This is a genomic window from Rubritalea sp. (assembly GCF_039830215.1).
Taxonomy (GTDB): Bacteria; Verrucomicrobiota; Verrucomicrobiia; order Verrucomicrobiales; family Akkermansiaceae; genus Rubritalea.
On sequence record NZ_JBDOPO010000205.1, the window covers coordinates 1 to 23,506 of the forward strand.

The window sequence follows — 23,506 nt, forward strand, 5'->3', positions numbered from 1 at the left end:
CATCACGACGGGCCATGTGACTGCACATGTCACCAGAAACTCCCGACTGATAAAACCTCCTTCCCATCTCCTAGAATAGAGCTGGAACCACTTCCTATGAGTGAAGTGTTCAACTGGAATAGCTGTGCCAACCATTTTCTACCTCCAAGCACAGCACCTCCTGTTGCTGAAAACTTTTCGATCCCCCCTTCCGGTGCTGCTGAAATTTGTTCGCTGCACTGCCGATTTCTTCTTTGATCTCCTGCTTTTCTAGGAGATTTGTGTCCACTTTTTGACTTTGGGCACAGTCTTACCGTCCAGCCTCTAGCAACTTTCTTGTGAGGCTCGTTATTTCATTTTGCTTATTCAAAGTGAATAATCAGACAAAATTACTAGTTATAAATATAGCATCGCCAACATTGGCAAAACTTTCATGAAAACATTCTCAATAGGACTCGCTCTCAGCGGAGTCATTTTTCTCAATTCCTGCAGCGATTTCAGCGGACTCAATATAGTCACCGCTACCGCTGAAGATCCAGACCTTTCACTTGGTAACACAACTCAGATCAACCAAAGCAGCCAGCTTAGCACCAAACAAATTTCACAACGAGTCATCGTTAATAATCCACAACTAAGAGCAGCTCGACTACGAATCAATGAAGCTCAAGGGCAAGTTGTACAATCTGGCAGACTGTCAAACCCAGAGCTTGAGCTCGATCTGAACAAGAACGTCCGAAGCTCAGAAGGAGGTCTCGAAGTCACCTTTGCCCAGCGATTCCCCATCACTAATAGACTGAGTGTCGAGAAGCGCATTTCCAGCCAGCAACTCAGCATTGCTAAAGAAGAAGTCAAGGTCGCCCAGAAAGCTCTCACATCCCAAGCCCAAGAGCTAGCAGTCGAAATCTTGCATAACAGACAACGAGCACAGTACCTAAAAAAACAAAGTGTCTTGCTCGATCAGTTCGCCAAATTCATTGATGATGCAGCCCAACGTGGTGAACTTTCAGCTCTCGACGCAAACCAAACAAAAATTGAATCCGCCACACTGAAGTCCGAACTCTCTAGACTTGATACCCGTGAGGAAATTTTACTCAACAAGCTCAAATCCTACATTGGTCTTCACCCTAATCGTCCCTTGCAACTTTCAGGGAATTTACCGAAAGCCTCCATCCCATCCTCTAACTTAGCGCTCAACAATCGTCCTGAATACCGCGCTAAGTTACTTGAGATTGAACAAGCTAAAGACAACATCGCACTACAGAAAGCAAATCGCTACGAAGATATTGAGGGACGGATCTTCACTAGTATAGACAGGGAAGAAGATGCTCCTGAAGGCCTAGCAAACGAAGGAACCATCGGTGCTGGAATCAGCATTCCTCTCCAGTTTTACAACAAGAATGAAGGTAATATCCAAACCGCTCGTGCTCAAGCATCTCGAATGGCGGCCGAGAAAACTGCCTTGGCTATAGAAATCCAGCAGCAAGCCGCCACAGAACAATCTGAAATGAAAAGCTGGTTGGCTCAGACGAGCAAACTCACCAACAGCTTGATTCCTCTTGCAGACAAAAATGCGGAGCAACTTGAAAAAGCGTACCGCAATGGTCAGGCCCCTTTCACCTCTGTGCTCAAAGCTAGAAGCCAGCAATTGGAGCTTCAGTCACAGAATATCGATAACCTCGAGTCCTTCCATAAAGCACGAGTCCGCTACTATGCCGCCATCGGCCGTGAACAGTCAGCACTCTAATTTAAATCTCACAGTTTACATCAATATGAAATTGAAACCAATTTTCGCGCTCATCACAGCCGCACTTCTTTCCAATATTGGGGCTGAAGAAAACGGCGATGCCGCGAATACAATCATACTCACCGAACAAGGAGTCAAAAACCTTGGCATCAAAATCAGTAAGGTGAAGAAAGCCAATTTTGAAGACAGCGTATTTGCTATTGGGCACATCAAACCAATTCCTAACAAGCACTCGGTAATCAGTACGCGCTTTTCTGGTCGCGTAGTACAAACACCTCCGATTGTAGGGGATATAGTAGAGAAAGGACAAGTCCTCTTGAAGGTGGAAAGCCGCCAACCGGGCTCACCACCACCAATCATCGACATAAATGCTCGTGAGGCTGGAGTCATCTCAAAAAGCCACGTGACACTGGGTCAACCAGTCGATCCGTCACAAGAGCTGATGGACATCGTAGACCTAAAACAAGTGTGGGCAGTTGCTAGCGTTCCCGAAAGCCAGGCTTCAAAGCTGAAGATCGGGACTACGGCTCACATCAAAGTAATTTCACTCGGTTCGACCAGCTTTGACGGGAAACTCATACGTATGGGCTCAGAGGCCAACCACGAATCTGGGACACTGGAAGCGATCTTCTTATTAGATAATCCAGGTCTAAAACTTCGCCCAAATATGAGAACTGAATTTTCGATTGTCTTAAACGAGAGGAAAGATGTCATCTCCATCCCACGCAAAGCACTCCAAGGGGACGCTGTAAACCCCTATGTATTTGTGAAGCACTTCGATTTACCTAACGCTTTCGTTAAATGTCCAGTGGTGGTCGGCGAGCGAAATGATCGTTACGTTGAGATAAAATCCGGAATCACTCGGTTTGAAGAGGTCGTCACAACCGGATCCTATTTCTTGAGCTTTACCCAAGGTGGTGGAGTCTCACTAAGGGAGGCACTCGATGCAGCCCACGGCCATAAACACAACGAAGATGGGTCTGAAATGACTGCCGAGCAAAAGCTCGCTCAGGAGGCAGGACCAGAAGGAACTTCTACGGAAGGTGCCACGAGCTGGAACTCCCCCATCGTGCTATTTCTGATCGCATCAAATGTTATCACGCTGGTGCTTCTTACTATTGTAACGATCAAAAAGTCGCCTTAAGCCATGCTCAATAAACTTATTCGTTTCGCCCTCGGGCATCGCGTGATCGTCCTAGCTATCGCCTTTCTGGTGCTGGCTCTGGGCTTTCAAAAGACGATGTCGTTGCCTGTTGAGGTTTTACCAGACCTCACAAAGCCTACAGTCACTATCATGACTGAAGCTGCAGGACGCGCTCCCGAAGAGGTGGAGCAGCGTATCAGTATGCCTCTAGAACGCTCATTAGTGGGCGTCACCGGTGTGACCCGAGTCCGATCAATTTCAGATATATCCCTCTCTCTCGTCTACGTAGAGTTCGACTGGGATACGGATATTTATAAAGCGCGTCAGTTCGTACAAGAGCGATTACAATCAGTCGAACTTCCTGACGAAGTCGTGCCCTACATGACTCCAGTTGCCTCCCTCATGGGAGAAATCATGCTAGTTGGAATTTCATCCGAAGACGGCAGCATGGAGCCCAGTGACATACGCACCTATGCGGATTGGACTGTACGCCGAAAGCTTCAAAGCCTCCCTGGTATTGCTGAAGTGCTCTCAATGGGTGGAGGGATCAAACAGATACAGATCCTACCCGACCCTAACAAATTGCTCTCACACGGAGTAACCTTCGAGGAACTCCACGAAGCGAGCAAGCAAGCTGCTAGCACATCCACTGGTGGTTTCATCTCGTCCGAGTCACAGGAAATCATGATCCGCAACTTGGCCATGACTACCGATCTCAAGGAGCTTGGTAAGACAGTTGTCAAAATGCTAGATGATCGCGCTGTAACCATCGCTGACGTAGCTGAGATCAAATGGGGTATTGAGCCCATGCGTGGTGACGCTGCTGTGAATGGCAGAAAAGGAGTGGTGATGAGCATCACAAAATCTCCTGGGTACGATACCATCAAGCTCACTGAGCAGGTGGAAGAAATCCTCAAAGAACTTCAGAATCAAGCTCCTGCAGGAATCAAGCTTGAACCACTCTTTCGCCAGAAGAGTTTCATCGATCTAGCAATCGACAACCTGCTCGAAGCTATCCGTGACGGTTCTATTATGGTGGTCGTTATACTATTCATCTTCTTGTTCAACCTGCGCACAACCTTCATCACCCTCACAGCAATCCCCCTCTCCTTTGCCATCACCGCCATCGTCTTTTCCATGGCTGAGTTAAGTGTCAACTCCATGACTCTGGGTGGTATTGCGGTCGCCATCGGTATTGTTGTCGATGACGCTATTGTTGATGTTGAGAACGTGTTCCGAAGATTGCGAGAAAATGCATCACTCGCCACACCTTTACCAAGGTTGGAGGTCATTGCCAAGGCGTCTGGCGAAGTTCGAAACTCTATTCTCTACGCGACTTTATTCATCATCCTAGTATTCATCCCTCTGCTTTCATTGAGTGGTGTTGAAGGGCGACTTTTTACACCTATCGCTTTAGCAACTATGGTTAGTATGGGGGCCTCCTTCATTGTATCACTCACAGTGATCCCCGTACTTTGTTCACTTTTCTTGCGACCTAAAGCAGGCAAAGAACATAAGGAAGGACTTGTTGTTCGAGGCATGAAATGGATATTTGAGAAGACATTCCTGACATTCTCACTCAGAGCTCCGGCTGTTGTGTTAGCACTCGCACTTATGGCGCTGACTGCAGCAGCTTTGCTTTACCCGAAATTGGGTAAACAGTTCTTACCTGAGTTCAAAGAAGAAACCATCGTAGTCGCTATGACTGCCAGCCCAGGAACATCACTTACACAAACAAGCCAGATATCTGCCGTTGTTGACAAACTATTGTTAGACATGCCTGATGTAAAATCAGTGGGTCATCGTGTTGGGCGCGCCGAGCGTGGCGACCACGTAGTACCTGTGTCTACGGTCGAATTTGACATCGAACTCGAAGAAAACGATACCCCACGGTCTGAGATCACTAAAGAAATCCGAGAGAAGCTCAGCAGTAAGAACCTGCCTGGTACTTTCAGTGTTATATCAGGACCTTTGAAAGACAGAATTGGTCACATGCTGAGTGGGGTTTCAGCTAAAGTTGCGGTCAAAATATTTGGGCCAGACCTTGCTACTCTCCGAGATATGGGAACCGAAATTCAGGAGATTTGTAAAGAGATCCCTGGTCTAGAAACTGCCAGTATTGAACAACAAGCTCCCATTCCTCAATTACGAATTGAGGTCGACCGGGATCGTGCCTCAGCCTACAACTTCCGACCTGCAGCAGTCAACGAGCAACTCTCCACACTTCTAGGGGGCTCTACTGTAGCCGAGTTATTTGAAGGTGAGCGGAGCATAGACTTGGTGATGCGCTTACCTGAGAGCTGGCGTGAGTCACCGCTAAAGCTTCGTGAACTCATGCTCACCAATGATGATGGACAAAGGGTGCCGCTGAAAGCTATTGCTGAAATTCGCAATGCAAAAGGCCCCAATGTAATCAAGCGTGAGAACACTCGACGTCGATTTGTAGTCAGTATAAATCCGACCGGAAGTGACCTAGAATCCATGATCACGACCTTGGAAAACAGAATCAACGAAGAGGTCATGTCACAGAGTAAATATAAAGAATATGACATGAGTATTGAGGGTGAATACCAAGCTCAGAAAGAAGCGTCTTCGACTATTTTCAAAGCAACCTGCGTTGTATTGTTAGTCATAGCTCTCCTACTCTACACGTACTTTGGAACCATGACATTTGCCATTCAAGTGCTTTGCGACATCCCACTCGCTCTGGTTGGTGGACTCGTATTTACTTGGATGACAGTCAACAACATTAGCATCGCGACACTTGTTGGATTCATCGCTGTGGCTGGTATTGCAGCACGTAACAGCATCATGCTGATCTCCCACTACCTCCACCTTATGAAACACGAAGGCGAAGGCTTCACCCGAGAAATGATCGTACGCGGAACTCAAGAACGGCTCGTACCCGTTCTCATGACGGCACTGTCAGCCGGATTGGCTCTCATTCCTCTCGTGATTGCTGGTGACCAACCCGGCAAGGAAATCCTCCACCCTGTGGCCATCGTTATCACGGGTGGGCTTGTCTCTAGCACAATCCTAGGACTAGCAGTCACCCCTGCATTCTTCTACCTCTTCGGCAGAAAGGCGGCGGAACACTCAATTGCCAACGACGCTCCAGCAGCAGGCTAATAAGCTAACCAAAACAATAACAAACAAAGAAACTAACATCATGAAATACACCATAACAACACTAGCTGCAGTAAGCATCGCATTCCTCAGCTCATGCGGAGATAAACCTACAGAACATAGCGACAATGATGGGCACCAGCACGACTCACACACTAGTGACCATTCACGACATGATCATAGCTCCAAACAGGATAAAAAAGGTGAGCATGTAGGACATGGTCACGCCGACCATTCTGGCCACGACCACATCAAAGCTGGACCAAACAAAGGTCGCATGATCTCCGGTGTCACTCCACAGGCTGAGTTCTTTGTGATGAACGACGGCCGAGTAAAGATTAGCTTCTTCGACGCTGATATGAAAGCCGTGGCTCCAGCTGGTGAAACTGTCAGCGTCATAACTGGTGAGCGTATCAGCCCACTAGAACTGAGCTTCGAAGCTGAAGGTTATGCCTTGCTATCAAAAGAAGTCCTACCAAAGGGCAATTACTTCCCTACTGTGGTTGCCATCAAAACTGGAGCTGACTCCGAAGAAGTTGTCAGCAAGTTCACGCTTAACCTCAGTGACTGTTCTAGCTGTGATAACAAAGAGTACTCATGTGAGTGCCATCACTAATTGTTAGATTTGGCATAGTAATTGCTATAAAGAATCTGACATTCAGTCCTCGGTGGGTTGGGTGATTCCTTAGAAAGAATAAACCCGCCTGGTTTTCCTAGCGGGTTTATTCATTTTTAAGTAGTTACCTCAGCTAAAAAAACTAGAATTTCTGAGCATCTCGGCTCAATTTTAAGCACATATTCCTGGTAGCTTTAAGTGATCGGCTTTGACCTTTTTATTCAGAGAACGAAGCTCCAGCGCCCCCCCTTCACCAAAGTAATCGTCATTTCCGAAATAGAGCGAAGGCTCAGTTCCTTCAATATTAAGAACTGGCACCGCAGTAATTAAGCCTCGTAGTATCTGATGCAATCACCTTATCCATAGATGAAAATAGCGTGGATGGTTTACGGTCGACGCTCTCTTTTGTGATGTAAGAGCTGCTGACACTTGTGGGGTAATTTTTGCGTGGAAGCTCATATGTGACTGTTGGATTATTTTCAAAAATACGCCGTGCCTCGCAGTGAGTAGAGTCACTAAATCAAATGAGTATTACACTCATTCAGAAAAGTTCCATTTCTTATAGTAGCTAAAAATCAGTGCATGCTCGAAGATCACCTCTCTATATTACAGATTTACTTAGCCAATTCCCGAAACTGGACACTCATCGCAAAAAATACCCCCACTCTTGTATGAGTGAGGGTAGAAAATAATTAGTTCGCTTTCCGCAAAACGTCAGAACCTAGCCGCCAGTTTTAGGATTTTTCTTTTTAGGCTTCTTAGCCTGCTTCATTTCACCAGGGACAGGATTGAACGTTTGTGAGTTTCCACCGGTCTTTCTACCAGCTGCAATCTCCTGCTGGCGCTGTACCTCTTCCATGCGCTCGGCAAGCTTTTCAAACATCCCTTTCTTACGAGGTTTGCCATTACTATCTACAACAGGCTTACCAGACTTCTCATTGAGCTCTGGCTCGGGAAGCTTTTTCATAAGTAGAGTCTGAGCTATTGAGACAATGTTCTGAGTCGACCAATAGAGTGCTAGTGCTGCAGCATAATTGTAACAGAAGAAGAAGAACATTAGCGGCATCAGCATGAATATGCGACGCTGAAGCTTATCCCCAGACTGTGGAGTCAAACGCATCTGCAAGACCATCGTGATAGCCATAACAATAGGTAAGATATTAATCGGCACATCACCAAAGAACGGGATTGGAAGATCAGTGAGCGTGTCTGGACGGGAAAGATCCTCAACCCAGAGGAATCCTGAACCACGCATTTCAACAGCGGCACCAAGCATCTTAAATACACCGAAGAAGATTGGAATCTGCACAAGCATCGGGAGGCAGCCCCCCATTGGGTTCACCCCATAAGTCTTGTACAGTTTCATGGTCTCCTGATTGAGCTTCTGCGGGTTATCCGCATACTTCTCACGCATCTCCTTCATGATCGGCTGCAGCTTACCCATACGCTTCATGGTACGAGTCGACTTATTGTGCAGCGGCCATATGATGATACGAATGAAGAGAGTCAGCAAAACAACTGAGAGCCCCCATGCCCAAGACTTCCCGTCAAACCAGCTATGAATCTCGTTGAGCGCCCAACTCATCCCTGTCGCAAACCACGAGAACCAACCATAGTTCATGATTTCTTGAGTATTGGTACTGACAGCCGTGATGATCTCACGCTTCTTTGGCCCCATGTAAACATCTAGACTGTAAGTATGCTCACCACCCGCATTGAGCACCTGGTGAGGGAAATTCACACCCATTGTAAAGACCCAACGCTTGAGCATCTTTTTGTCCTCTTGGATATCACGCTCATCTCCGGTCGCCCAAACAGAATCAGCTTGGAAACCTTTGGGCATAAAGAAGGTCGTGAAGAACTGGTTATTCACACCAGCAAACTCTAGGGACGAAGGCTTAATCACCTCAACAGCTTTGGCATCACTAAACATGCCACCTTTGAATGGCTTATGCTGATTGAACTCAAACGATCCATCTTCGTAGTAGAACCATCCAGCCTTATCTTGCATCTCTTTGCCGTGCAAGGGAGCCGCTGTTCCAGTGTAAACTCCGTAGTCGGCAAGATTGATTGCTGCTGCAGAGACGTTCCTGAAATGCACATCAAGTGTGAGCTGGTACCCTTTAGCTTCCGCTTTTGGCTCCAAGGTCCACGTCTTGGTAATTTCTAGGCCTGTCGCGTGCTTACCTCTATAGCTTACTGAACTCTCACTTTTAGATACGAGTTCGTAGAACGATCCATCGATTTTTCGATAATCCACCGCGATCGCACCGACTGGGTAGCTAGAGAGCTTATTTAGCTCGATATGCCCTTCGCCGTAGACTGTCTTTTCCTGAGGAAACTCAGCAGTCTTCACGCCACCACCGAAACTAGTGAATGTGTAGATCACATCAACTAGATCCCCATCTTTACCAACGAGCGTGTGTGGCTGGTCATCTTTCAACTCCGGTAGCGTTGGTTCCTCAGTAACAAACTCCGTTACAGCTTCAGAGGCCTTCTCACTATCCACCTGTTCCTTCATTTGCTCCTGAGCCTCTTGCTCCTTGAGAGCCTCTTGAGAGCTTCTATTGAACATGCTATTAGCTACGAGGCCAATACCACAGAGAATGAGGATAATCCATGCTTTACGATCCATAATGATTACTATCTAAAATTCTATTGCTATGATGATTTTTTGGGAGGAACCGGGTCACACCCACAGCCACCCCAAGGGTGACAACGACAAAGGCGGTGAACACCAAGCCAACTGCCGTACAGTGCTCCATGGGTGTCTACCGCCTGATAAAAATAATGCGAGCAAGAAGGTGAAAACCGACAGCCCCCATAGGGACCACTCACCGCTCGCAACATGGGATTCAGAAATTTCTGATATCCACGAATCCCTAACTTAATGCATTTCACAGATATTCGCATCATGCTCCTTCGGGGGTTAGCACTCCTAGTTTGTGCGCTAATCTAAGCCATTCGCGTTCAAGTTCCTCATAGCTGGCCTCAGAAGCCCGCCAACGCGCAATTGTCACGATATAGTAATCCTCACAGATCTCCTCACCATGGTTTTGCATGATTGAACGAAAAACCCGCCGAAAGTAATTGCGCTGATGCGCTTTGCCCACTTTCTTTGTGGTTATGAGTCCGTACTTGAAATGCTCAAGCTCGTCCGAATGCAAGACGCTGACAACAAGATAGCGCCCCGGACGCGACTTACCAAGTTCTCTCACCCGAGCAAAATCTACTCGGTTACTGATTGAGAACTTTCTGGGAAGACGCATGGGGCGCTTCTCTCACCGTAGTGAATAGTGCGACTTAAGCTGAGCCTTGTTGGCCTTCGCTTAATTCACCCTAAAGCAATACTAGGTGTGTTGCTTAGTGTGACGCTTGAAGTGGATTTCCGCGCCTTTAGGGATGAGACGAGTGCGTCCCTTTTGACGGCGACGGCGAAGACAATCGCGGCCAGCTTTAGTAGCCATACGTGCACGGAAGCCGTGTTGACGCTTGCGAACACGCTTAGATGGTTGGTAAGTTCTTTTGCTCATGGTAATTTTCCAGTTGGAATATTAAAGATTTCTTATCCATCAACTCAGAGGCAGATGGATGGGCGGGCAACCTAATTATTTCGACAGCTTTGTCAACACGTCATTCTCATTGGTTGGTCTTTTTTTACGAAATTCGTGAGTTTTTCGTGACTGAAGCTAAAAATCACTGTTATGGTACCCCAGACATACATGAGTAAATCCACCACAGTCTCGCAACTTCTACAATCCCGCGACGCTCCGCGTGTCGAAACTGCAACCATCGAAGATCTAGATCAAGTGTCTGAACTCGTCATGGAACTGTTCGAACTACAAAACGATTTTAGTGCGGATAGAGAAGTACAGCGACGAGGGCTACGTTTGATTTTGGAGCAGCCAGCAAGAGGACGCATTTTCATCCTGCGCAACGACCACAGAATCCTAGGTATGGTCAACTTATTATTCACTATCTCGACAGCATGCGGCGGAATGGTTATTCTATTGGAAGACTTCATCATCCACCCCACTCACCGGGGCCATGGATATGGTTCATTCTTGATTGAACACGTCAAAAAATTTGCCGAGACTAAGGACTTTGCTCGCATCACATTACTGACAGATAAAATCAGTGCCGACTCTCAGAAATTCTTCCGAAAACTTGGGTTCAACTACTCCAGCATGATCCCCATGCGCCTCAATTTGGACTAAAGCGCTTTTGCTTTAGCGGCCCAGCATGGCGTTAGTATCACTAACACCAATACCATTCGCCTGGTCTAGAGTGTATACGGGCGGCGATGGATAGTTACTCTTTGAAGCTGACTTAGCGTCACTGGGCCGCGCCACAGCGTTACCACGATCGACCGCACCCGTGTCTCCCGCATATCCCGACTTCGTATAATTTTCACCAGCGGCAGTAGCATACTTCCCCTGAGCATTCGCTTGTTGCTGGACAAAATGCGGGGATTTCTGGAACTGACTACCATCTTTATTTCCAGAGTACCCCTTAGAGTTAAAACTCTTATCCCCACTCCAACGTTTAGAGCGATAGTCCTTCTTGCTATAAGTCCCTCCACTATAACCCTTGGCTCCAGCGTACGCACCTTTACTGTCGTACTGGCTGCGTTGTTCGCTATCAGGACGGACGTTACCTTGTTCGTCTGTGACATATTTTACATCACTCATATAGCGGTCACCAAATTGCTCTGGCCCACCTTTTTCATAGGTTATTTCACGCTCACTCGCACAGGAAACCATGAATAGAGGAATCATCAGGTAAGGAATTGAAGTGGACATTGCTAGTGATGTAACTGAAGCAAAATGCCATGGCAAGCACACAAAACAGTATTCACTCCCCCGATATGAATCAATAAATTAGGCGTCGGTAATGGTATCTATTCGCTTTGCCATTTCTATATCTGCCTCAGTCGCACCACCAATTTCATGTGTCGAAAGGAGTAATTTCACCTTAGTAAAGCGGATGTCTATATCTGGGTGGTGGCATGCAGATTCAGCAATATCGGCAACCACATTCACAAATTCCATAGCATCCTCAAAACTCTCAAATTCCCATAGCCTCGATATGCCATCGTTATCGACTTCCCATTCTGGGCAACGCTTCAACTCACTAAACAACTCAACAGGGGAAATAACTTCTTCAGACATAATAAAGGTAATAATTTACATTCTATAATGCTATGGTTCAAACACTTTTGACAAGTCAGATCGAACAAAACTCAATTTGCCATTTACCCTGTTACTCATATTGAAAATACCCAGCAAACTATTAAGCTATTCTCATCATCCACCGCACTTTCACAACGCCCTCATTCTAACAGGTATTTTCACTCTTAGCAACTGCGACACAAACTCATAGCTGAAACGTATTTCTTAAAACCCAGACATCTATAGCATCTATGCCAAGAACACCAAGTTTTAGTCCAGCAAGATCAAATCAAACAAGGCATGGATAAAAAAGCTGTTTACATTGCTTGGGGGAATCTGTCACGTAACTCAAAAGGAGCGGACAATGGGTCAAGTTAAAAAAAATGTACTAGTATTGTTACTCACTGGCTTACTCAGGAGGCCTCAATGGTGGCTCCGGCCGCAGAGGGCAGCATGGGACAGCCATCATGCGTACTAACGACTACAGTACCGATCTAGAAGCCTAGGTAGAATTCCGCAAAGGCCATATCTACAATTTGGGAAACGCACGCTAATATCTATCACGGCCACATTGATGTCACAACTTTTCTATTGCGTGTTTTGTGATACCAATCTCTAATACCATCTAAGATGAAAAAGCAAATACTTGCACTATTAGGTGTTGCCTGCGCAGCTCTGCTGAGTTCCTGTCAACAAACTTCCAGCCTCGGGGCATACGATGCCTACAACCGCCCTGCCACCAAACCCACGAACCCTAGCAACGTCAGAGTCAAGGTTTCGACCAACAACCAAATGGCCTACGTCATGGAGGGCAACAAAGCACTTCTCGTAATGCCTTTATCAGTAGGCACGGCTGCAACGCCCACGCCGAAGGGGAATTTTACCATCTACAGCAAACAAGAATATCGACGCGCTCAGACTCATGGCTACTTTGACCACGGAAAAGGTAGGTACACTGGCGGCTATCTCAGAAACAAGCCAGCTGGTACTAAATTCATCGGAACTCCGATGCCTTACTGGACTGAATTCAAATCTGGCTACGGTTTTCACACTGGCTGGATGAAGCCTCACCCATGCACGCACGGTTGTCTACGTATGCACCACAACGTGGCTCCTAAGTTCTTTGCTCTCGTCAAAGAAGGAACACCACTCAACATTTCTTCATCCCAGCCTGAAGACGCCACAATTGGCCGTAACATTCCTCGCCCTCCTGATGCTACGCCATTACCTAACTTCCCACATTCCTATTTGGTCACCGATAAAATCTATAAGCGCCATAAAGTACCTAAGTTCGTAGCAAAATAGATAACTACTCCCCATTTCAATAAGAAAGCCTGCGTCCCCTCGCAGGCTTTTTTTTGTGCCTTTTATAATCGAGGAATTCACTGCAAAAAAACAATTGCCAAGATAGGAATCAACATGCAACATGAAGATGTCGTTACGACACGAGAGTGAGATTTTGATCTCACTCGGGATTTCCAGCGCTAAACTCTCTTAGTTGCTCCGCATCGTCTCTATTCCCACTGATCCACTGCGTAAAAAAGATTTCCACAAACCTGTGCATCAGCACAATCCGTGACACACCAGCATCTATCAACAACGATATTTCTATGCCCGGCGCAGCACTATAGCGTCACCAACTCAATGAGCGGCATTGCCCACTCCTTCTCGTAATTTTTTACGGGAACTCTTTATCTACAATTATACTATGAGCGAAGAAGCTTCCAAGCCTGAGGACGAGACCAACGTCAAAACAGCCGTTGCCAAGAAGACTGTTAAAAAAGCAGCCAAGAAAGCGACGAAGAAAGTTACTGCCAAAAAAGCCTCTAAAAAGACGGCCAAAAAAGCTGCTAAAAAAACGACTGCTAAAAAGGCCACTAAGAAATCGGCGAAAAAAGCAGCCAAGAAAACAACTGCTAAAAAGGCTGCCCAGAAAACTGCAAGAGTTGCTCCCCCTGCTGCAGCACCAACTCCAACTCCTTTAACCACCGCTGCTCAACCTGTTGTAATTGAACAGCCTGCTCCTAGGCCTTCTCATTCCGACGAAGCTCCTCGGCAAAGCGCCCCTCCCTCAGAGTCTGACAACCAAACTCAGGACGACAACAGGCACAGACAGAACAACCGCAAAGCTCGTAACGGTAGAGTGGAAGGCGGAGGTCCAGTCCACCAAAATAATCGCAACACTAACAACGATCGAAATAACAATAACCGAAACCGAAACAATAGGAATAACCGCGACAACTCCAACGATCGCAATAGCAACCGAGGCAAAGGCAAAAACAACCGGCGCAACAATAACAACGTCCGCCGCGGTCCTAAAGAGCACCGAGAAACTAAGCCTGTTGTCTTGACTGGGCCACCTGTAGCGGTAAGCGGTATACTCGAGCTCAGCCCAAAAGGTTTTGGCTTTTTACGCGAACTTTCAGGCGATCTAGAGCAATCTAGCAACGACGTCTTCATCTCCCCTGACATTGTTCGAGTCAACGGACTACGTGTTGGAGTTTGGATTGATGGAATAGCGCAGCAAGGACCACGTGGACTTCAAGTCACTGAGCTAGAGAAAATCAACGGCATGCCGGCAGAAAAAGCGCGCAAGCTTCCACACTTTGACGAACTCAAAGCAGTCAACCCAAACAAGCGAATCCCATTTGAAACAACTGCTGAGCGATTCACCACCCGCGTACTCGACATCATGGCCCCAGTCGGCAGAGGCCAGCGCGGCCTCATCGTCTCTCCTCCACGCTCTGGTAAAACAACCATGATGATGCATATGGCTGAAGCCATCCAAGAAAAGTACAACGAGGAGATGCACCTCATGATCTTATTGGTTGATGAACGCCCTGAAGAAGTCACAGAATTTAAGATGAGTTTGCCTGGTGCAGAAATCTACGCCAGCTCTAACGACTCTGGAGCAAAGAACCATTGCCGCGTTGCTGAACTCTGTATCGAACGCGCTAAGCGTCTTGTCGAAGCAGGCGAACACGTCTTCCTCATGATGGATTCCATCACTCGACTCGCTCGCTCCTACAACACAGTGATGGGTGGCAGCAAAAAAGGTAAAGGCCGTGGTATCCAATCTGGCGGCATCGTCTCTGGAGCATTAGAAATGCCACGTAGACTCTTCGCTGCAGCTCGTAACACGCGCTCTGCAGGATCACTCACTATCGTTGCCACAGCTCTGGTCCACACCAACTCCCGAGCAGACGATGCCATCTTCCAAGAGTTTAAAGGAACTGGTAATATGGAACTAGTTCTCGATCGCCGTATCGCAGAACAGTACATCTACCCAGCAGTTGATATCTTTAAATCTGGTACGCGCCGAGAGGAACTACTTCTCCCCGAGCACATGCTTCATAAAATCCATCTCATCCGACGCGGACTCTCCGGGGCCCGTCCACATGAAGCGATGGAGCGACTGCTCTTCTTCCTCAAGCGATTCCACAACAACGCACAAATGTTGTTAGAGATCAAAGGATAAGTGCGCTTTCAGCACGTCATTTGTCACGAGTCACAGGTCATTAGTCCTACACGGTTAAACCTAGTCATGGCATAGCTCTTTAAGTATAAGTACTCACAGAACTATAGAATGATCACTCGATTTGCTCCCTCACCTACTGGTCAACTCCATCTCGGACATCTTTATGCCGCCCTGTTTGCTCGCGACCTTGCGGCCAAACATGGCGGTCGTTTTTTGCTCCGCTATGAAGACATAGATGCCACAAGGGTAAGAGACGCTTATTACACTCAGATAGAAGAGGACCTTCACTGGGCTGGAGTTAAGTGGCATGAGCCAGTAGTACGTCAGACTTCACGCTTGAGTTCCTATCAGGCCGCCATGGAGAAGCTCAAATCTCTAGGAGTCGTCTACCCATGCTTCTGCACACGTAAGGGCATCCAGCGCGAACTAGACAACCTAACACGCGCACCGCACGGACCAGACGGCCCACTCTACCCGGGCATCTGCAAACAGCTTACGCAGCATAAGATAGATACGAACATTTTAAATGGCTCCGAACCTTCTTGGCGGCTCGACTCAGAGAAAGCGCAAGAACTCACAGGCCCACTAAGTTTCTCCGACGGCAGACTCGGCAAGCAACAGGTAATTCATCACCTATTAGGTGATGTCGTATTATCAAGAAAAGACATCGGTACCTCTTACCACATAGCTGTGGTCGTGGACGACGCCTTTCAAAACGTCACCGATGTAACACGCGGAAAGGACCTCTTGGAGTCCACCCACATCCACAGAATACTGCAATCGCTACTCGATCTACCTGAGCCGCACTACTACCACCATGACCTAGTCTGTGACTCGCACGGCAAACGTCTCGCAAAGCGAGACAATGCGCTTGCTATCAAGCAACTCAGATCTGATGGCGAAACATTAGCCACGCTTCAGGCTTATATTGAAAAAAACTGCTGCTAGATTTGACCACTCTCGAAGCACTGATTCATGTCCATAGCCGGAGTATTCGCCCTGCCACGGATTTTGGCCGGCACTCCAGCCACCGTGACATGCTCAGGCACGTCAGCCAGAACCACACTACCCGCTCCAACCTTGGCACAACGTCCAATTTCGACACGGCCGAGAATTTTAGAGCCAGCACCGATAAGTACACCAGAGCGCACAACTGGATGGCGGTCACCCGTCGCCTTGCCCGTACCACCTAATGTGACTTCATGAAGAATAGAAACATTGTCTTCCACAATCGCAGTCTCACCAATAACAATACTAGTAGCGTGATCTAACAATAAACCACAACCAATACTTGCAGCAGGATGAATATCCACGCCAAAGATTTCACTGCAAATGCTCTGAATATACAAAGCCAAAGGCCTGCGACCACTATGCCATAGGTGGTGAGCCACCCGATAGGTAGAAATAGCCATGAAACCTTTAAAGAAAATCATAGGCTCTAATGGCGATTTACAGGCTGGGTCTCGTTCGAAAATGGCTATCATATCAGCTGCGGCACTTTGCGTCACGCGAGGTTGGTTCACGAAGATACCCACTAGTAGTGGAGTCAACTCATGACGGTTCATCTCTTCACGAGAGAGTTTCCTAGAAAGTCGAAACGCAAGAGCCTCACCTAAACAAGAACGGTTGAGCACCACATCGTACAACAATGCTCTGAGTTGAGGTTCACTTTCAGCGATTTCTTGCGCATGCTTTCGCACCTGCATCCAGACCTCACCTGTGGAAACATTAGTAATCTTACAGAGATTGTGAGGTTTAAGGCTCGATTTATTGGACATGATGTGGTGTGGATGTGTGCGTGAGAGTATCCCAGAAATTAGAATACGCGTGCCGGGCAATGGCGCAGCTAGCGAAGCAAGCCGATGGAAAGACCATTACACGACTTGATGAAATAGCACAACGCGAAGCTGTGTCTTCAAATTTTTTGGTACAAATTCTCAATGATTTAAGAAGGTCAGGCCTCGTGACGAGTAAACGAGGCAAATTTGGTGGCTATTTGCTTTCTGGCAAGCCCGGAGATATATCACTTTACGATATTGTGCAATCCGTGGAACCAACATTACTCGAAGACACAACCAATACGGAAGGAGCATCAGGCAACGCTGTCAACAAAGCCTGGAGTACTGCTAGCGCAAACTTCGCAGCAAGCCTCAAAACAATCAAGCTCGCCACACTGACAGAGACTGATTCTGGGCCGATGTTTTACATCTAGCAAACAATACCTATTCAATAGGCACACCATCGTATTCCACCAGCGTTTGGCGGAAAGTGAAGCTCTTTGATTTATTAGAGTTAGGCAAGAGAGCAAAATTCACCCACTCAGATTGTGATCCATTCGCAGTGGTGACCACTATTTTTGCCGCGACCACAACCTTCCCGTCAGCTTTTGGATAGAGATGGAGGCTATCAGGTATGGTGTAGCTTGCCATCCAGCGCGAATGCTTGGCTGAATGCGCGGCATCGGACCCAAGTTTAGCTTTTGCTTTTTTCTTTAGGCTACGTTTTGGCTTTGGTAACTGCTCAAGGACAAAGTGGTTCTCACCACCCAACATCGAACTCGGAATCTTCACAGAGCGCTTAGTCCTAGAGGTCGAGACCTGCACTCCTTCCACCCGCATAGTCAAGTGCTCACCTTGAGTTCCATCAGCCAGAATTTGCCAACGTAAAGGTCCATCAAAATTCTGTGTGGCTGCCATATAGATAAACTTATCCTTTTCGATCATACCCGCCCCATTCATTGCCTCCACATTACTGAAAACTTCAGCGCCATTGACCCAAACCCCTGGCGATTTCCGCCACAAGCCACTGGTGGCAGACTCATTCGATGAGCAACTCACAAACAAGACAGGTAAGCCGAATAAGATACATTTCATACGTGATTGAAGCTAACAAATGAATGCTGTCTGCCAACAACAGATTTCGGACTTGCATGCTTTGCCAGATACCCTCTACTCAGCGGCCATGAATAACACCTTGGGCATCATCATCGCCATTTCACTGTTTGCACTCTGGAATCTCGATCTTATATCCACCCTTCTCAACCTCAAAGCTCTCCAGCCTAAACTCCCCTCAGAGTTCAAAGGGATTTTCACCGAGGACAAGTATGTTGAGTCCCAGCACTACACCCGCGTCAACTCAAAGTTCGACGTCATTCAGTCGACATTCTCACTAGCTCTCACCCTCATGTTCTGGTTTGCCGGAGGGTTTGGATGCTTAGACGAATGGGCTCGCGGCCTTGGATATGGCGAAATCATCACAGGCCTCATCTTCATGGGCATCCTTTTTGTGGGACAAACCCTCATCGGTATCCCCTTCCAACTCTATTCCACCTTCGTCATCGAAGAGAAATTTGGATTTAACAAAACCACAGCAAAGACATTCATCATCGATCAGATCAAAGGACTCATCTTGATGGCTCTCATCGGGGCGCCAATCCTTTCTCTCATACTTTGGATTTTCAACTCAATTGAGCACGCTTGGCTTTGGGCATGGATTGCCTTCACCATCCTTCAACTTCTGCTCACCTATCTAGCTCCAACCTACATACTCCCCCTCTTCAATAAATTTGAACCGATGGCTGACGGTGAACTGAAATCAGCAATCAACGAGTTGGCCAAGAAGTGCGACTTCCCACTCACCGAGATCTACGTGATGGACGGCTCCAAGCGCTCGACAAAATCCAATGCCTTCTTCACTGGATTTGGTAAAAATAAGAAAATTGCCCTCTTCGACACATTGATCGAAAACCATAGCACCGAGGGACTAGTCGGGATTCTTGCCCACGAGATTGGCCACTTCAAATGCAAGCACATCATCCAGCGCATGGTTACTGGCATCATCCAGACAGCCGTGCTTTTCTTCCTAATCGGCATAGCCACCAACAAAGATGGAGCATTCTCCCGTCTTCTCTTTGACGCCTTCCGAGTAGAGCACATCTCAGTATATGCAGGCCTCATTTTCTTCTTCATGCTCTTCTCCCCTATCAATAAGATCCTCAGTATTTTCTCCAACATGAGCAGCCGCAAGCACGAGTTCGAAGCCGACGCCTATGCTGCCAACGCACAGGAAACTCCAGAGCATCTCATTGCTTCACTCAAACAACTCTCAGCAGACAACCTAGTCAACCTGACTCCGCATCCATTCCCCGTCTTCATGGAATATTCACACCCACCAATGTTGACAAGAATCGAGGCTCTCAGAAAAATCAAATTTGAGACTAAAGAGTAAGCTCCAAACATTTCAAACTAACAATGAACTCGTTCGTCAAATTCCTGCTCATCTCCATTGGCATTGTGACACTCTGTGTTGCTGGCTGCACGGCTCTTACTATCGGCGGGTGCGCAACGGCCATTGGTGTCGCAGCCTATCAGGCATCCAACCTTCCTGAGTATGCCAATGCCACAAATCTCTCCAACAACTACGAACCTGATTTTGACTCTATCACTCAGGCTCTTGAGAATGGTGTCTCATTGGAGCACTCAGATCAAAAAGTTCCTCTCAATGAAAACATCCTGGCTGTCATCACTGAAATCAACGGCAGGGACTTGGATATTTACAACAAGTATGACGGCCAGCTCAACGGCCACATTGTCTCTAACAGAGCTGGCACTGGCACATTGGTCATCAATGGGAAATCAACCGAATGCCTCATCTACGTTATTGAGCTAGATGAAGTCGACTACTTCGTCTGCATTAGAGACACCTTCAAAAAGCTCTCACAAGCTCCGAGCAACGGACTCAGTGATTAGCCCAAAGGCTGTTTCACCCCATCCTCACCCACATTGACATAGGTAATGTCGGTGGAAAAAATCGCCCCACGCTCAGGCTCCTTGCCAGAATAGATATCTATCCGGTAACTGGCCGACGTGCTTCCTTTTTTCTGAAGGCTTGCACAGATGCGAATAATCGCACCATTCTTCACTGACTGGAGGAACTCGACCTTTCCCATACCAATCGTCACAAATCGAGCTTCAGGAAAATCCTGGCTCGCAGCAATATAGCCAGCCTCGTCAGCCCAACTCAACAAACGGCCACCAAAAAGTAGCCCATATTGATTGAGATCTTCCGTCAGTACAAGTCGGTGTGTTTCCATAGCTCTATGCGTTTATTTATCCAGCTGGGGTGATTTCAATCCGCTTGTAGCGATCGTGTCCACTGGGTGAAGCTGTGTTGACTCCTTCCACACTAGCTAACGCGTTGTGCACAATTCTTCGGTAGTAAGCATTGAGTGGGCGGGTACGGGTGGATTTCCCACTCTCAACCACCTTAGCCGCAAGCTCACGTGACTTCTCGACTAACTTGCCTTCTTGCTCTTGGCGGTAGTTGTCACAGTCGACCTTGACCCTTGGAGCATCAGGAAAATGCTTATTTAGAATGCGATTCACCAAGTACTGCAAGTCCTCTAACCGGTCTCCATTGCGGCCAATCACCGCCTTCGTGTCTTGATGCACCACCTGAAGGCAAAGCCCATCATCAGTTGTTTGTCTCTCCACCTCAATGGCAAAGCCCAGATGACCAAGCATCGTCTTTAAAATTTTCTCAGAAGCATCATCCCATTTCATAGAGACAATCTAAAAACTAACAACACATCCGTCAAACTAGCATTCCAACTAATGTGGTAGTATTTCACTTCACACCCGCCACTTCCCACTCCACACTTTCCCTATGGCCACTATCGTCCTCGGCATCACAGGTTCCATCGCCGCATACAAAACAGCAGACATCGCTTCAGCCCTCGTCAAAGAAGGCCATGCAGTACACTGCGTCATGACTCAATCAGCCACCGAGTTTATCCCCCCATTCACCTTACAAATACTCTCGCGCAACCCAGTTCTAGTGAGCCTGCAAGATGAGAAGCAATCATGGAAGCCCGGTCATATCGACCTTGCCGATAGCGCCGACCTCATGGTCATCGTCCCTGCCACAGCTAACGCCATCGGCAACTTTGCCAACGGACTAGCACCTGACCCACTCTCTAGCATCTATCTCGCAACCAAGGCTAAGGTTCTCATCTGTCCAGCCATGAATGGTAAAATGTGGGACCACGTCGCCACCCAGCGCAATGTTGCGCAACTCAAAGCCGATGGCGTCAAGTTCTTCGGCCCCGATGAAAATGGCATGCTAGCCTGCGGCTACGAAGGCAAAGGCCGCCTGATGCCGGTCGACACGATCCTCGAAGAAATTCGCAGCCAACTTTCCTAAAAATTTCCCATCCCGTGAAAAAACATTTCCTCGTCACTGCTGGCCCGACTCACGAGCCGCTAGATCCCGTCCGCTACTTGACCAATCGTTCCTCTGGAAAAATGGGATACGCCCTTGCCGGTGCCGCGGCCCACGAAGGGCACCGAGTCACTCTCATATCAGGCCCGTGCAATCTCGATGTACCTGATGGGGTTGACTACCTGCCTGTGGAAACTGCCGCTGAGATGTACCACGCAGTCTCTCGCTACATAGGTAAAGCGCAGGTTGCTATCTTTGCAGCAGCAGTCGCCGACTACAGACCAGTCAATGTGCCTGAGCAAAAGATTAAGAAAACCGGTGACACTCTAACGCTCGAACTCGTCAAAAACCCTGACATCCTAGGTTCAGCTAGAGAAGTCTTCGGCTTCAAGGGCACACTAGTAGGCTTCGCCGCCGAGACTGAAAACGTCATCTCCAATGCACGCGGAAAACTCCAGCGCAAAGGTTGCGACTTCGTAGTTGCCAACGACGTTTCCCGCAAGGACATCGGCTTCGACTCCAGCGAGAATGAAGTCACCCTCGTCTACGCCGAGCACGAAGTCACCTTACCAAAAGAAGACAAGTACCAGCTCTCACTCGACATCATCGAGAAAGCTCTGGAGGTATAGTTTTTTTCTCTAAGCCAGCTCCCTTAGTTAGACTAACTCTTTGGCTTTGGCCCAGTCCTCGTCAGTCAGACTACATGGGTCGGCTGCGACCCAGTGGCCTGGTGCTATTTCTACGAGTTTCATATCCATGCCCACAGTTTCTTCGTAGCGTGGGTGGTTGATGCGGTGGCCGAAGGCTGATCCTTTGGGAGGATCAATCGGTGATGGCACATCGCCTTCGAGACGGATACGGTTCTTCTCGTAGGTCGGGTCGGCGTGTGGGATCGCGGAAAGCAATGCCTTGGTGTAGGCGTGACGTGGGCTGTGATAAATCACATCAGAGTCTGCTAATTCTACAATCTTTCCGAGGTACATCACAGCGACTCTATCAGAAATGTGCTTCACCACGGCGAGGTCGTGAGCGATGAAGATATACGCCATGTTAAGTTCCTTCTGGAGCTCAACCAAAAGGTTGAGCACCTGGGACTGCACTGACACGTCGAGCGCTGAAACTGGCTCATCTAACACAAGCATCTTTGGATTCAGAGCGATTGCTCTAGCAACTCCGATACGCTGGCGCTGACCGCCAGAGAATTCGAATGGAAATTTGTCAGCGGCTGTGCGCGGGAGTCCTACTTTTTCAAGTAAGTCTTCGACCATAACATCGCGTTCCTTGCGGCTGCCAACTTCTTGAATATTCAGAGGTTCACGCACAATCTGGCGGACTGAGAAACGTGAATTCAATGACTCAGCTGGGTCTTGGAACATCATCTGGATGTCCTTACGTAGCGGGCGCAACTGGGACTGAGACATGCGGGTGATGTCTCGGCCCTCAAGATCGATCTTACCGGCTGTTGGTTCGTATAAGCGAACTAAGCATTTACCTAGAGTGGATTTGCCACAACCAGATTCGCCAACCAGACCGAGGGTTTCTCCTGGCTGCACTGCGAATGATACACCATCGACAGCTTTGACGGAACCGACCTGTTTCATGGACACTCCGCCACGGACAGCGAAGTGCATTTTCAGGTCATTTATTTCAAGAAGAGCGGACATAAAAAATAATTAAGCCTTGGCTAGGCGTTGGGAGTTGCAGGTCGGGCAATCTTCAACCCAATGACCATTTTCAATTTCGATAAAATCTGGGCGGACGGTGAGTTGATCAACGGGAACTGACATGCGTTGGCAGAATCGGCATCCTTCGACAAAATCTGCGATACCTGCGACGGTACCAGGAATGGTGGATAGCTCAGATTTGCGCGGAGCGTCGAGCGAGGGGATGGATCTGAGCAATCCCTTGGTATAGGCGTGGATTGGATTTTTGAAAATCGTGTGTACATCGCCACGTTCAACCACGCGACCTGCATACATCACGACCACTTCATCGCAGGTCTCAGCGATAACTCCGAGGTCGTGGGTGA

Annotated in this window: 27 protein-coding genes; 14 read left to right on the forward strand and 13 right to left on the reverse strand. The window is 47.9% G+C overall.

What is annotated here, in order from left to right:
• The 5 genes from ABGY95_RS06755 to ABGY95_RS06775 all read left to right on the forward strand — a co-directional run.
• The coding region (locus ABGY95_RS06755) for a hypothetical protein (protein ID WP_347440929.1) at positions 1-237 on the forward strand (237 nt) is incomplete at its 5' end.
• A 175-nt stretch (positions 238-412) separates the two neighbouring features.
• Positions 413-1,723 (forward strand): TolC family protein, encoded by a 1,311-nt coding sequence (locus ABGY95_RS06760; RefSeq protein ID WP_347440930.1) that lies wholly within the window; start codon positions 413-415, stop codon positions 1,721-1,723.
• A gap of 25 nt (positions 1,724-1,748) precedes the next feature.
• The gene (locus ABGY95_RS06765) at positions 1,749-2,867 is read left to right on the forward strand and encodes an efflux RND transporter periplasmic adaptor subunit (RefSeq protein ID WP_347440931.1); all 1,119 of its coding nucleotides are present in this window, start codon (positions 1,749-1,751) and stop codon (positions 2,865-2,867) included.
• 3 nt (positions 2,868-2,870) lie between these two features.
• Positions 2,871-5,996 carry an efflux RND transporter permease subunit gene (locus tag ABGY95_RS06770; RefSeq protein ID WP_347440932.1) on the forward strand — a complete coding sequence of 1,042 codons (3,126 nt, stop codon included), beginning with the start codon at positions 2,871-2,873 and terminating at the stop codon, positions 5,994-5,996.
• Between the two features lie 40 nt (positions 5,997-6,036).
• Positions 6,037-6,609 carry a hypothetical protein gene (locus ABGY95_RS06775; protein ID WP_347440933.1) on the forward strand — a complete coding sequence of 191 codons (573 nt, stop codon included), beginning with the start codon at positions 6,037-6,039 and terminating at the stop codon, positions 6,607-6,609.
• 171 nt (positions 6,610-6,780) lie between these two features.
• On the opposite strand, the gene ABGY95_RS06780 is transcribed toward ABGY95_RS06775, so the two are convergent.
• From ABGY95_RS06780 to rpmH, 5 genes are all read right to left on the reverse strand, one after another.
• Positions 6,781-6,960: a hypothetical protein gene (locus ABGY95_RS06780; RefSeq protein WP_347440934.1), complete on the reverse strand. Its 180-nt coding sequence runs from the start codon at positions 6,958-6,960 to the stop codon at positions 6,781-6,783.
• Between the two features lie 370 nt (positions 6,961-7,330).
• Positions 7,331-9,244, reverse strand: a complete 1,914-nt coding sequence (gene yidC, locus ABGY95_RS06785; RefSeq protein ID WP_347440935.1) for a membrane protein insertase YidC — start codon at positions 9,242-9,244, stop codon at positions 7,331-7,333.
• Between the two features lie 26 nt (positions 9,245-9,270).
• A complete protein-coding gene (gene yidD / locus ABGY95_RS06790; protein WP_347440936.1) occupies positions 9,271-9,525 on the reverse strand; it encodes a membrane protein insertion efficiency factor YidD in 255 nt (84 codons plus the stop codon).
• Positions 9,522-9,878 carry a ribonuclease P protein component gene (rnpA, locus tag ABGY95_RS06795; protein WP_347440937.1) on the reverse strand — a complete coding sequence of 119 codons (357 nt, stop codon included), beginning with the start codon at positions 9,876-9,878 and terminating at the stop codon, positions 9,522-9,524. The genes yidD and rnpA overlap by 4 nt, the downstream gene beginning before the upstream one ends.
• Before the next feature lie 81 nt (positions 9,879-9,959).
• Positions 9,960-10,142 carry a 50S ribosomal protein L34 gene (gene rpmH / locus ABGY95_RS06800; RefSeq protein WP_347440938.1) on the reverse strand — a complete coding sequence of 61 codons (183 nt, stop codon included), beginning with the start codon at positions 10,140-10,142 and terminating at the stop codon, positions 9,960-9,962.
• A 189-nt stretch (positions 10,143-10,331) separates the two neighbouring features.
• Between rpmH and ABGY95_RS06805 the strand changes: the two genes are divergently transcribed.
• Entirely contained in the window at positions 10,332-10,826 is a 495-nt protein-coding gene (locus tag ABGY95_RS06805; protein ID WP_347440939.1) for a GNAT family N-acetyltransferase, read from the forward strand.
• 12 nt (positions 10,827-10,838) lie between these two features.
• Here ABGY95_RS06805 and ABGY95_RS06810 read toward each other — a convergent pair whose 3' ends face one another.
• Together ABGY95_RS06810 and ABGY95_RS06815 are read right to left on the reverse strand one after the other, a co-directional pair.
• The gene (locus ABGY95_RS06810) at positions 10,839-11,411 is read right to left on the reverse strand and encodes a hypothetical protein (protein ID WP_347440940.1); all 573 of its coding nucleotides are present in this window, start codon (positions 11,409-11,411) and stop codon (positions 10,839-10,841) included.
• 78 nt (positions 11,412-11,489) lie between these two features.
• Positions 11,490-11,780, reverse strand: a complete 291-nt coding sequence (locus ABGY95_RS06815; RefSeq protein WP_347440941.1) for a 4a-hydroxytetrahydrobiopterin dehydratase — start codon at positions 11,778-11,780, stop codon at positions 11,490-11,492.
• A 630-nt stretch (positions 11,781-12,410) separates the two neighbouring features.
• Between ABGY95_RS06815 and ABGY95_RS06820 the strand changes: the two genes are divergently transcribed.
• The 3 genes from ABGY95_RS06820 to gluQRS all read left to right on the forward strand — a co-directional run bounded on the left by ABGY95_RS06820 (position 12,411) and on the right by gluQRS (position 16,206).
• Positions 12,411-13,085, forward strand: coding sequence for a L,D-transpeptidase (locus ABGY95_RS06820; protein ID WP_347440942.1), 675 nt, complete (start codon positions 12,411-12,413; stop codon positions 13,083-13,085).
• Between the two features lie 403 nt (positions 13,086-13,488).
• Positions 13,489-15,258, forward strand: a complete 1,770-nt coding sequence (gene rho / locus ABGY95_RS06825; RefSeq protein WP_347440943.1) for a transcription termination factor Rho — start codon at positions 13,489-13,491, stop codon at positions 15,256-15,258.
• Between the two features lie 108 nt (positions 15,259-15,366).
• Entirely contained in the window at positions 15,367-16,206 is an 840-nt protein-coding gene (gene gluQRS, locus ABGY95_RS06830) for a tRNA glutamyl-Q(34) synthetase GluQRS (protein ID WP_347440944.1), read from the forward strand.
• Here gluQRS and cysE read toward each other — a convergent pair.
• Positions 16,203-17,036: a serine O-acetyltransferase gene (cysE, locus tag ABGY95_RS06835; RefSeq protein WP_347440945.1), complete on the reverse strand. Its 834-nt coding sequence runs from the start codon at positions 17,034-17,036 to the stop codon at positions 16,203-16,205. The genes gluQRS and cysE overlap by 4 nt on opposite strands.
• 20 nt (positions 17,037-17,056) lie before the next feature.
• Here cysE and ABGY95_RS06840 point away from each other — a divergent pair, with 20 nt between their 5' ends.
• Positions 17,057-17,470, forward strand: coding sequence for an Rrf2 family transcriptional regulator (locus ABGY95_RS06840; protein ID WP_347440946.1), 414 nt, complete (start codon positions 17,057-17,059; stop codon positions 17,468-17,470).
• 10 nt (positions 17,471-17,480) lie between these two features.
• Here ABGY95_RS06840 and ABGY95_RS06845 read toward each other — a convergent pair whose 3' ends face one another.
• On the reverse strand, positions 17,481-18,131 hold the full coding sequence (locus tag ABGY95_RS06845; RefSeq protein WP_347440947.1) for a hypothetical protein: 651 nt from the start codon (positions 18,129-18,131) through the stop codon (positions 17,481-17,483).
• A gap of 88 nt (positions 18,132-18,219) precedes the next feature.
• On the opposite strand from ABGY95_RS06845, the gene ABGY95_RS06850 reads away from it, so the two are divergent.
• Positions 18,220-19,485 (forward strand): M48 family metallopeptidase, encoded by a 1,266-nt coding sequence (locus ABGY95_RS06850; RefSeq protein ID WP_347440948.1) that lies wholly within the window; start codon positions 18,220-18,222, stop codon positions 19,483-19,485.
• A 23-nt stretch (positions 19,486-19,508) separates the two neighbouring features.
• Positions 19,509-20,006 (forward strand): hypothetical protein, encoded by a 498-nt coding sequence (locus tag ABGY95_RS06855; protein WP_347440949.1) that lies wholly within the window; start codon positions 19,509-19,511, stop codon positions 20,004-20,006.
• Here ABGY95_RS06855 and ABGY95_RS06860 read toward each other — a convergent pair.
• Positions 20,003-20,350, reverse strand: a complete 348-nt coding sequence (locus ABGY95_RS06860; RefSeq protein ID WP_347440950.1) for a hotdog domain-containing protein — start codon at positions 20,348-20,350, stop codon at positions 20,003-20,005. The two genes, ABGY95_RS06855 and ABGY95_RS06860, sit on opposite strands and share 4 nt — an antisense overlap.
• A 16-nt stretch (positions 20,351-20,366) precedes the next feature.
• On the reverse strand, positions 20,367-20,819 hold the full coding sequence (locus ABGY95_RS06865; RefSeq protein WP_347440951.1) for a R3H domain-containing nucleic acid-binding protein: 453 nt from the start codon (positions 20,817-20,819) through the stop codon (positions 20,367-20,369).
• Positions 20,820-20,922: 103 nt separating this feature from the next.
• Between ABGY95_RS06865 and ABGY95_RS06870 the strand changes: the two genes are divergently transcribed.
• Together ABGY95_RS06870 and ABGY95_RS06875 are read left to right on the forward strand one after the other, a co-directional pair.
• On the forward strand, positions 20,923-21,459 hold the full coding sequence (locus ABGY95_RS06870; RefSeq protein WP_347440952.1) for a flavoprotein: 537 nt from the start codon (positions 20,923-20,925) through the stop codon (positions 21,457-21,459).
• A gap of 14 nt (positions 21,460-21,473) precedes the next feature.
• Positions 21,474-22,106 (forward strand): phosphopantothenoylcysteine decarboxylase, encoded by a 633-nt coding sequence (locus tag ABGY95_RS06875; RefSeq protein ID WP_347440953.1) that lies wholly within the window; start codon positions 21,474-21,476, stop codon positions 22,104-22,106.
• Positions 22,107-22,133: 27 nt separating this feature from the next.
• Here the strand turns inward: ABGY95_RS06875 and ABGY95_RS06880 are convergent, their stop codons facing one another.
• Together ABGY95_RS06880 and ABGY95_RS06885 are read right to left on the reverse strand one after the other, a co-directional pair.
• Positions 22,134-23,141: an oligopeptide/dipeptide ABC transporter ATP-binding protein gene (locus ABGY95_RS06880; protein WP_347440954.1), complete on the reverse strand. Its 1,008-nt coding sequence runs from the start codon at positions 23,139-23,141 to the stop codon at positions 22,134-22,136.
• Between the two features lie 9 nt (positions 23,142-23,150).
• The coding region (locus ABGY95_RS06885; protein ID WP_347440955.1) for an oligopeptide/dipeptide ABC transporter ATP-binding protein at positions 23,151-23,506 on the reverse strand (356 nt) is incomplete at its 5' end.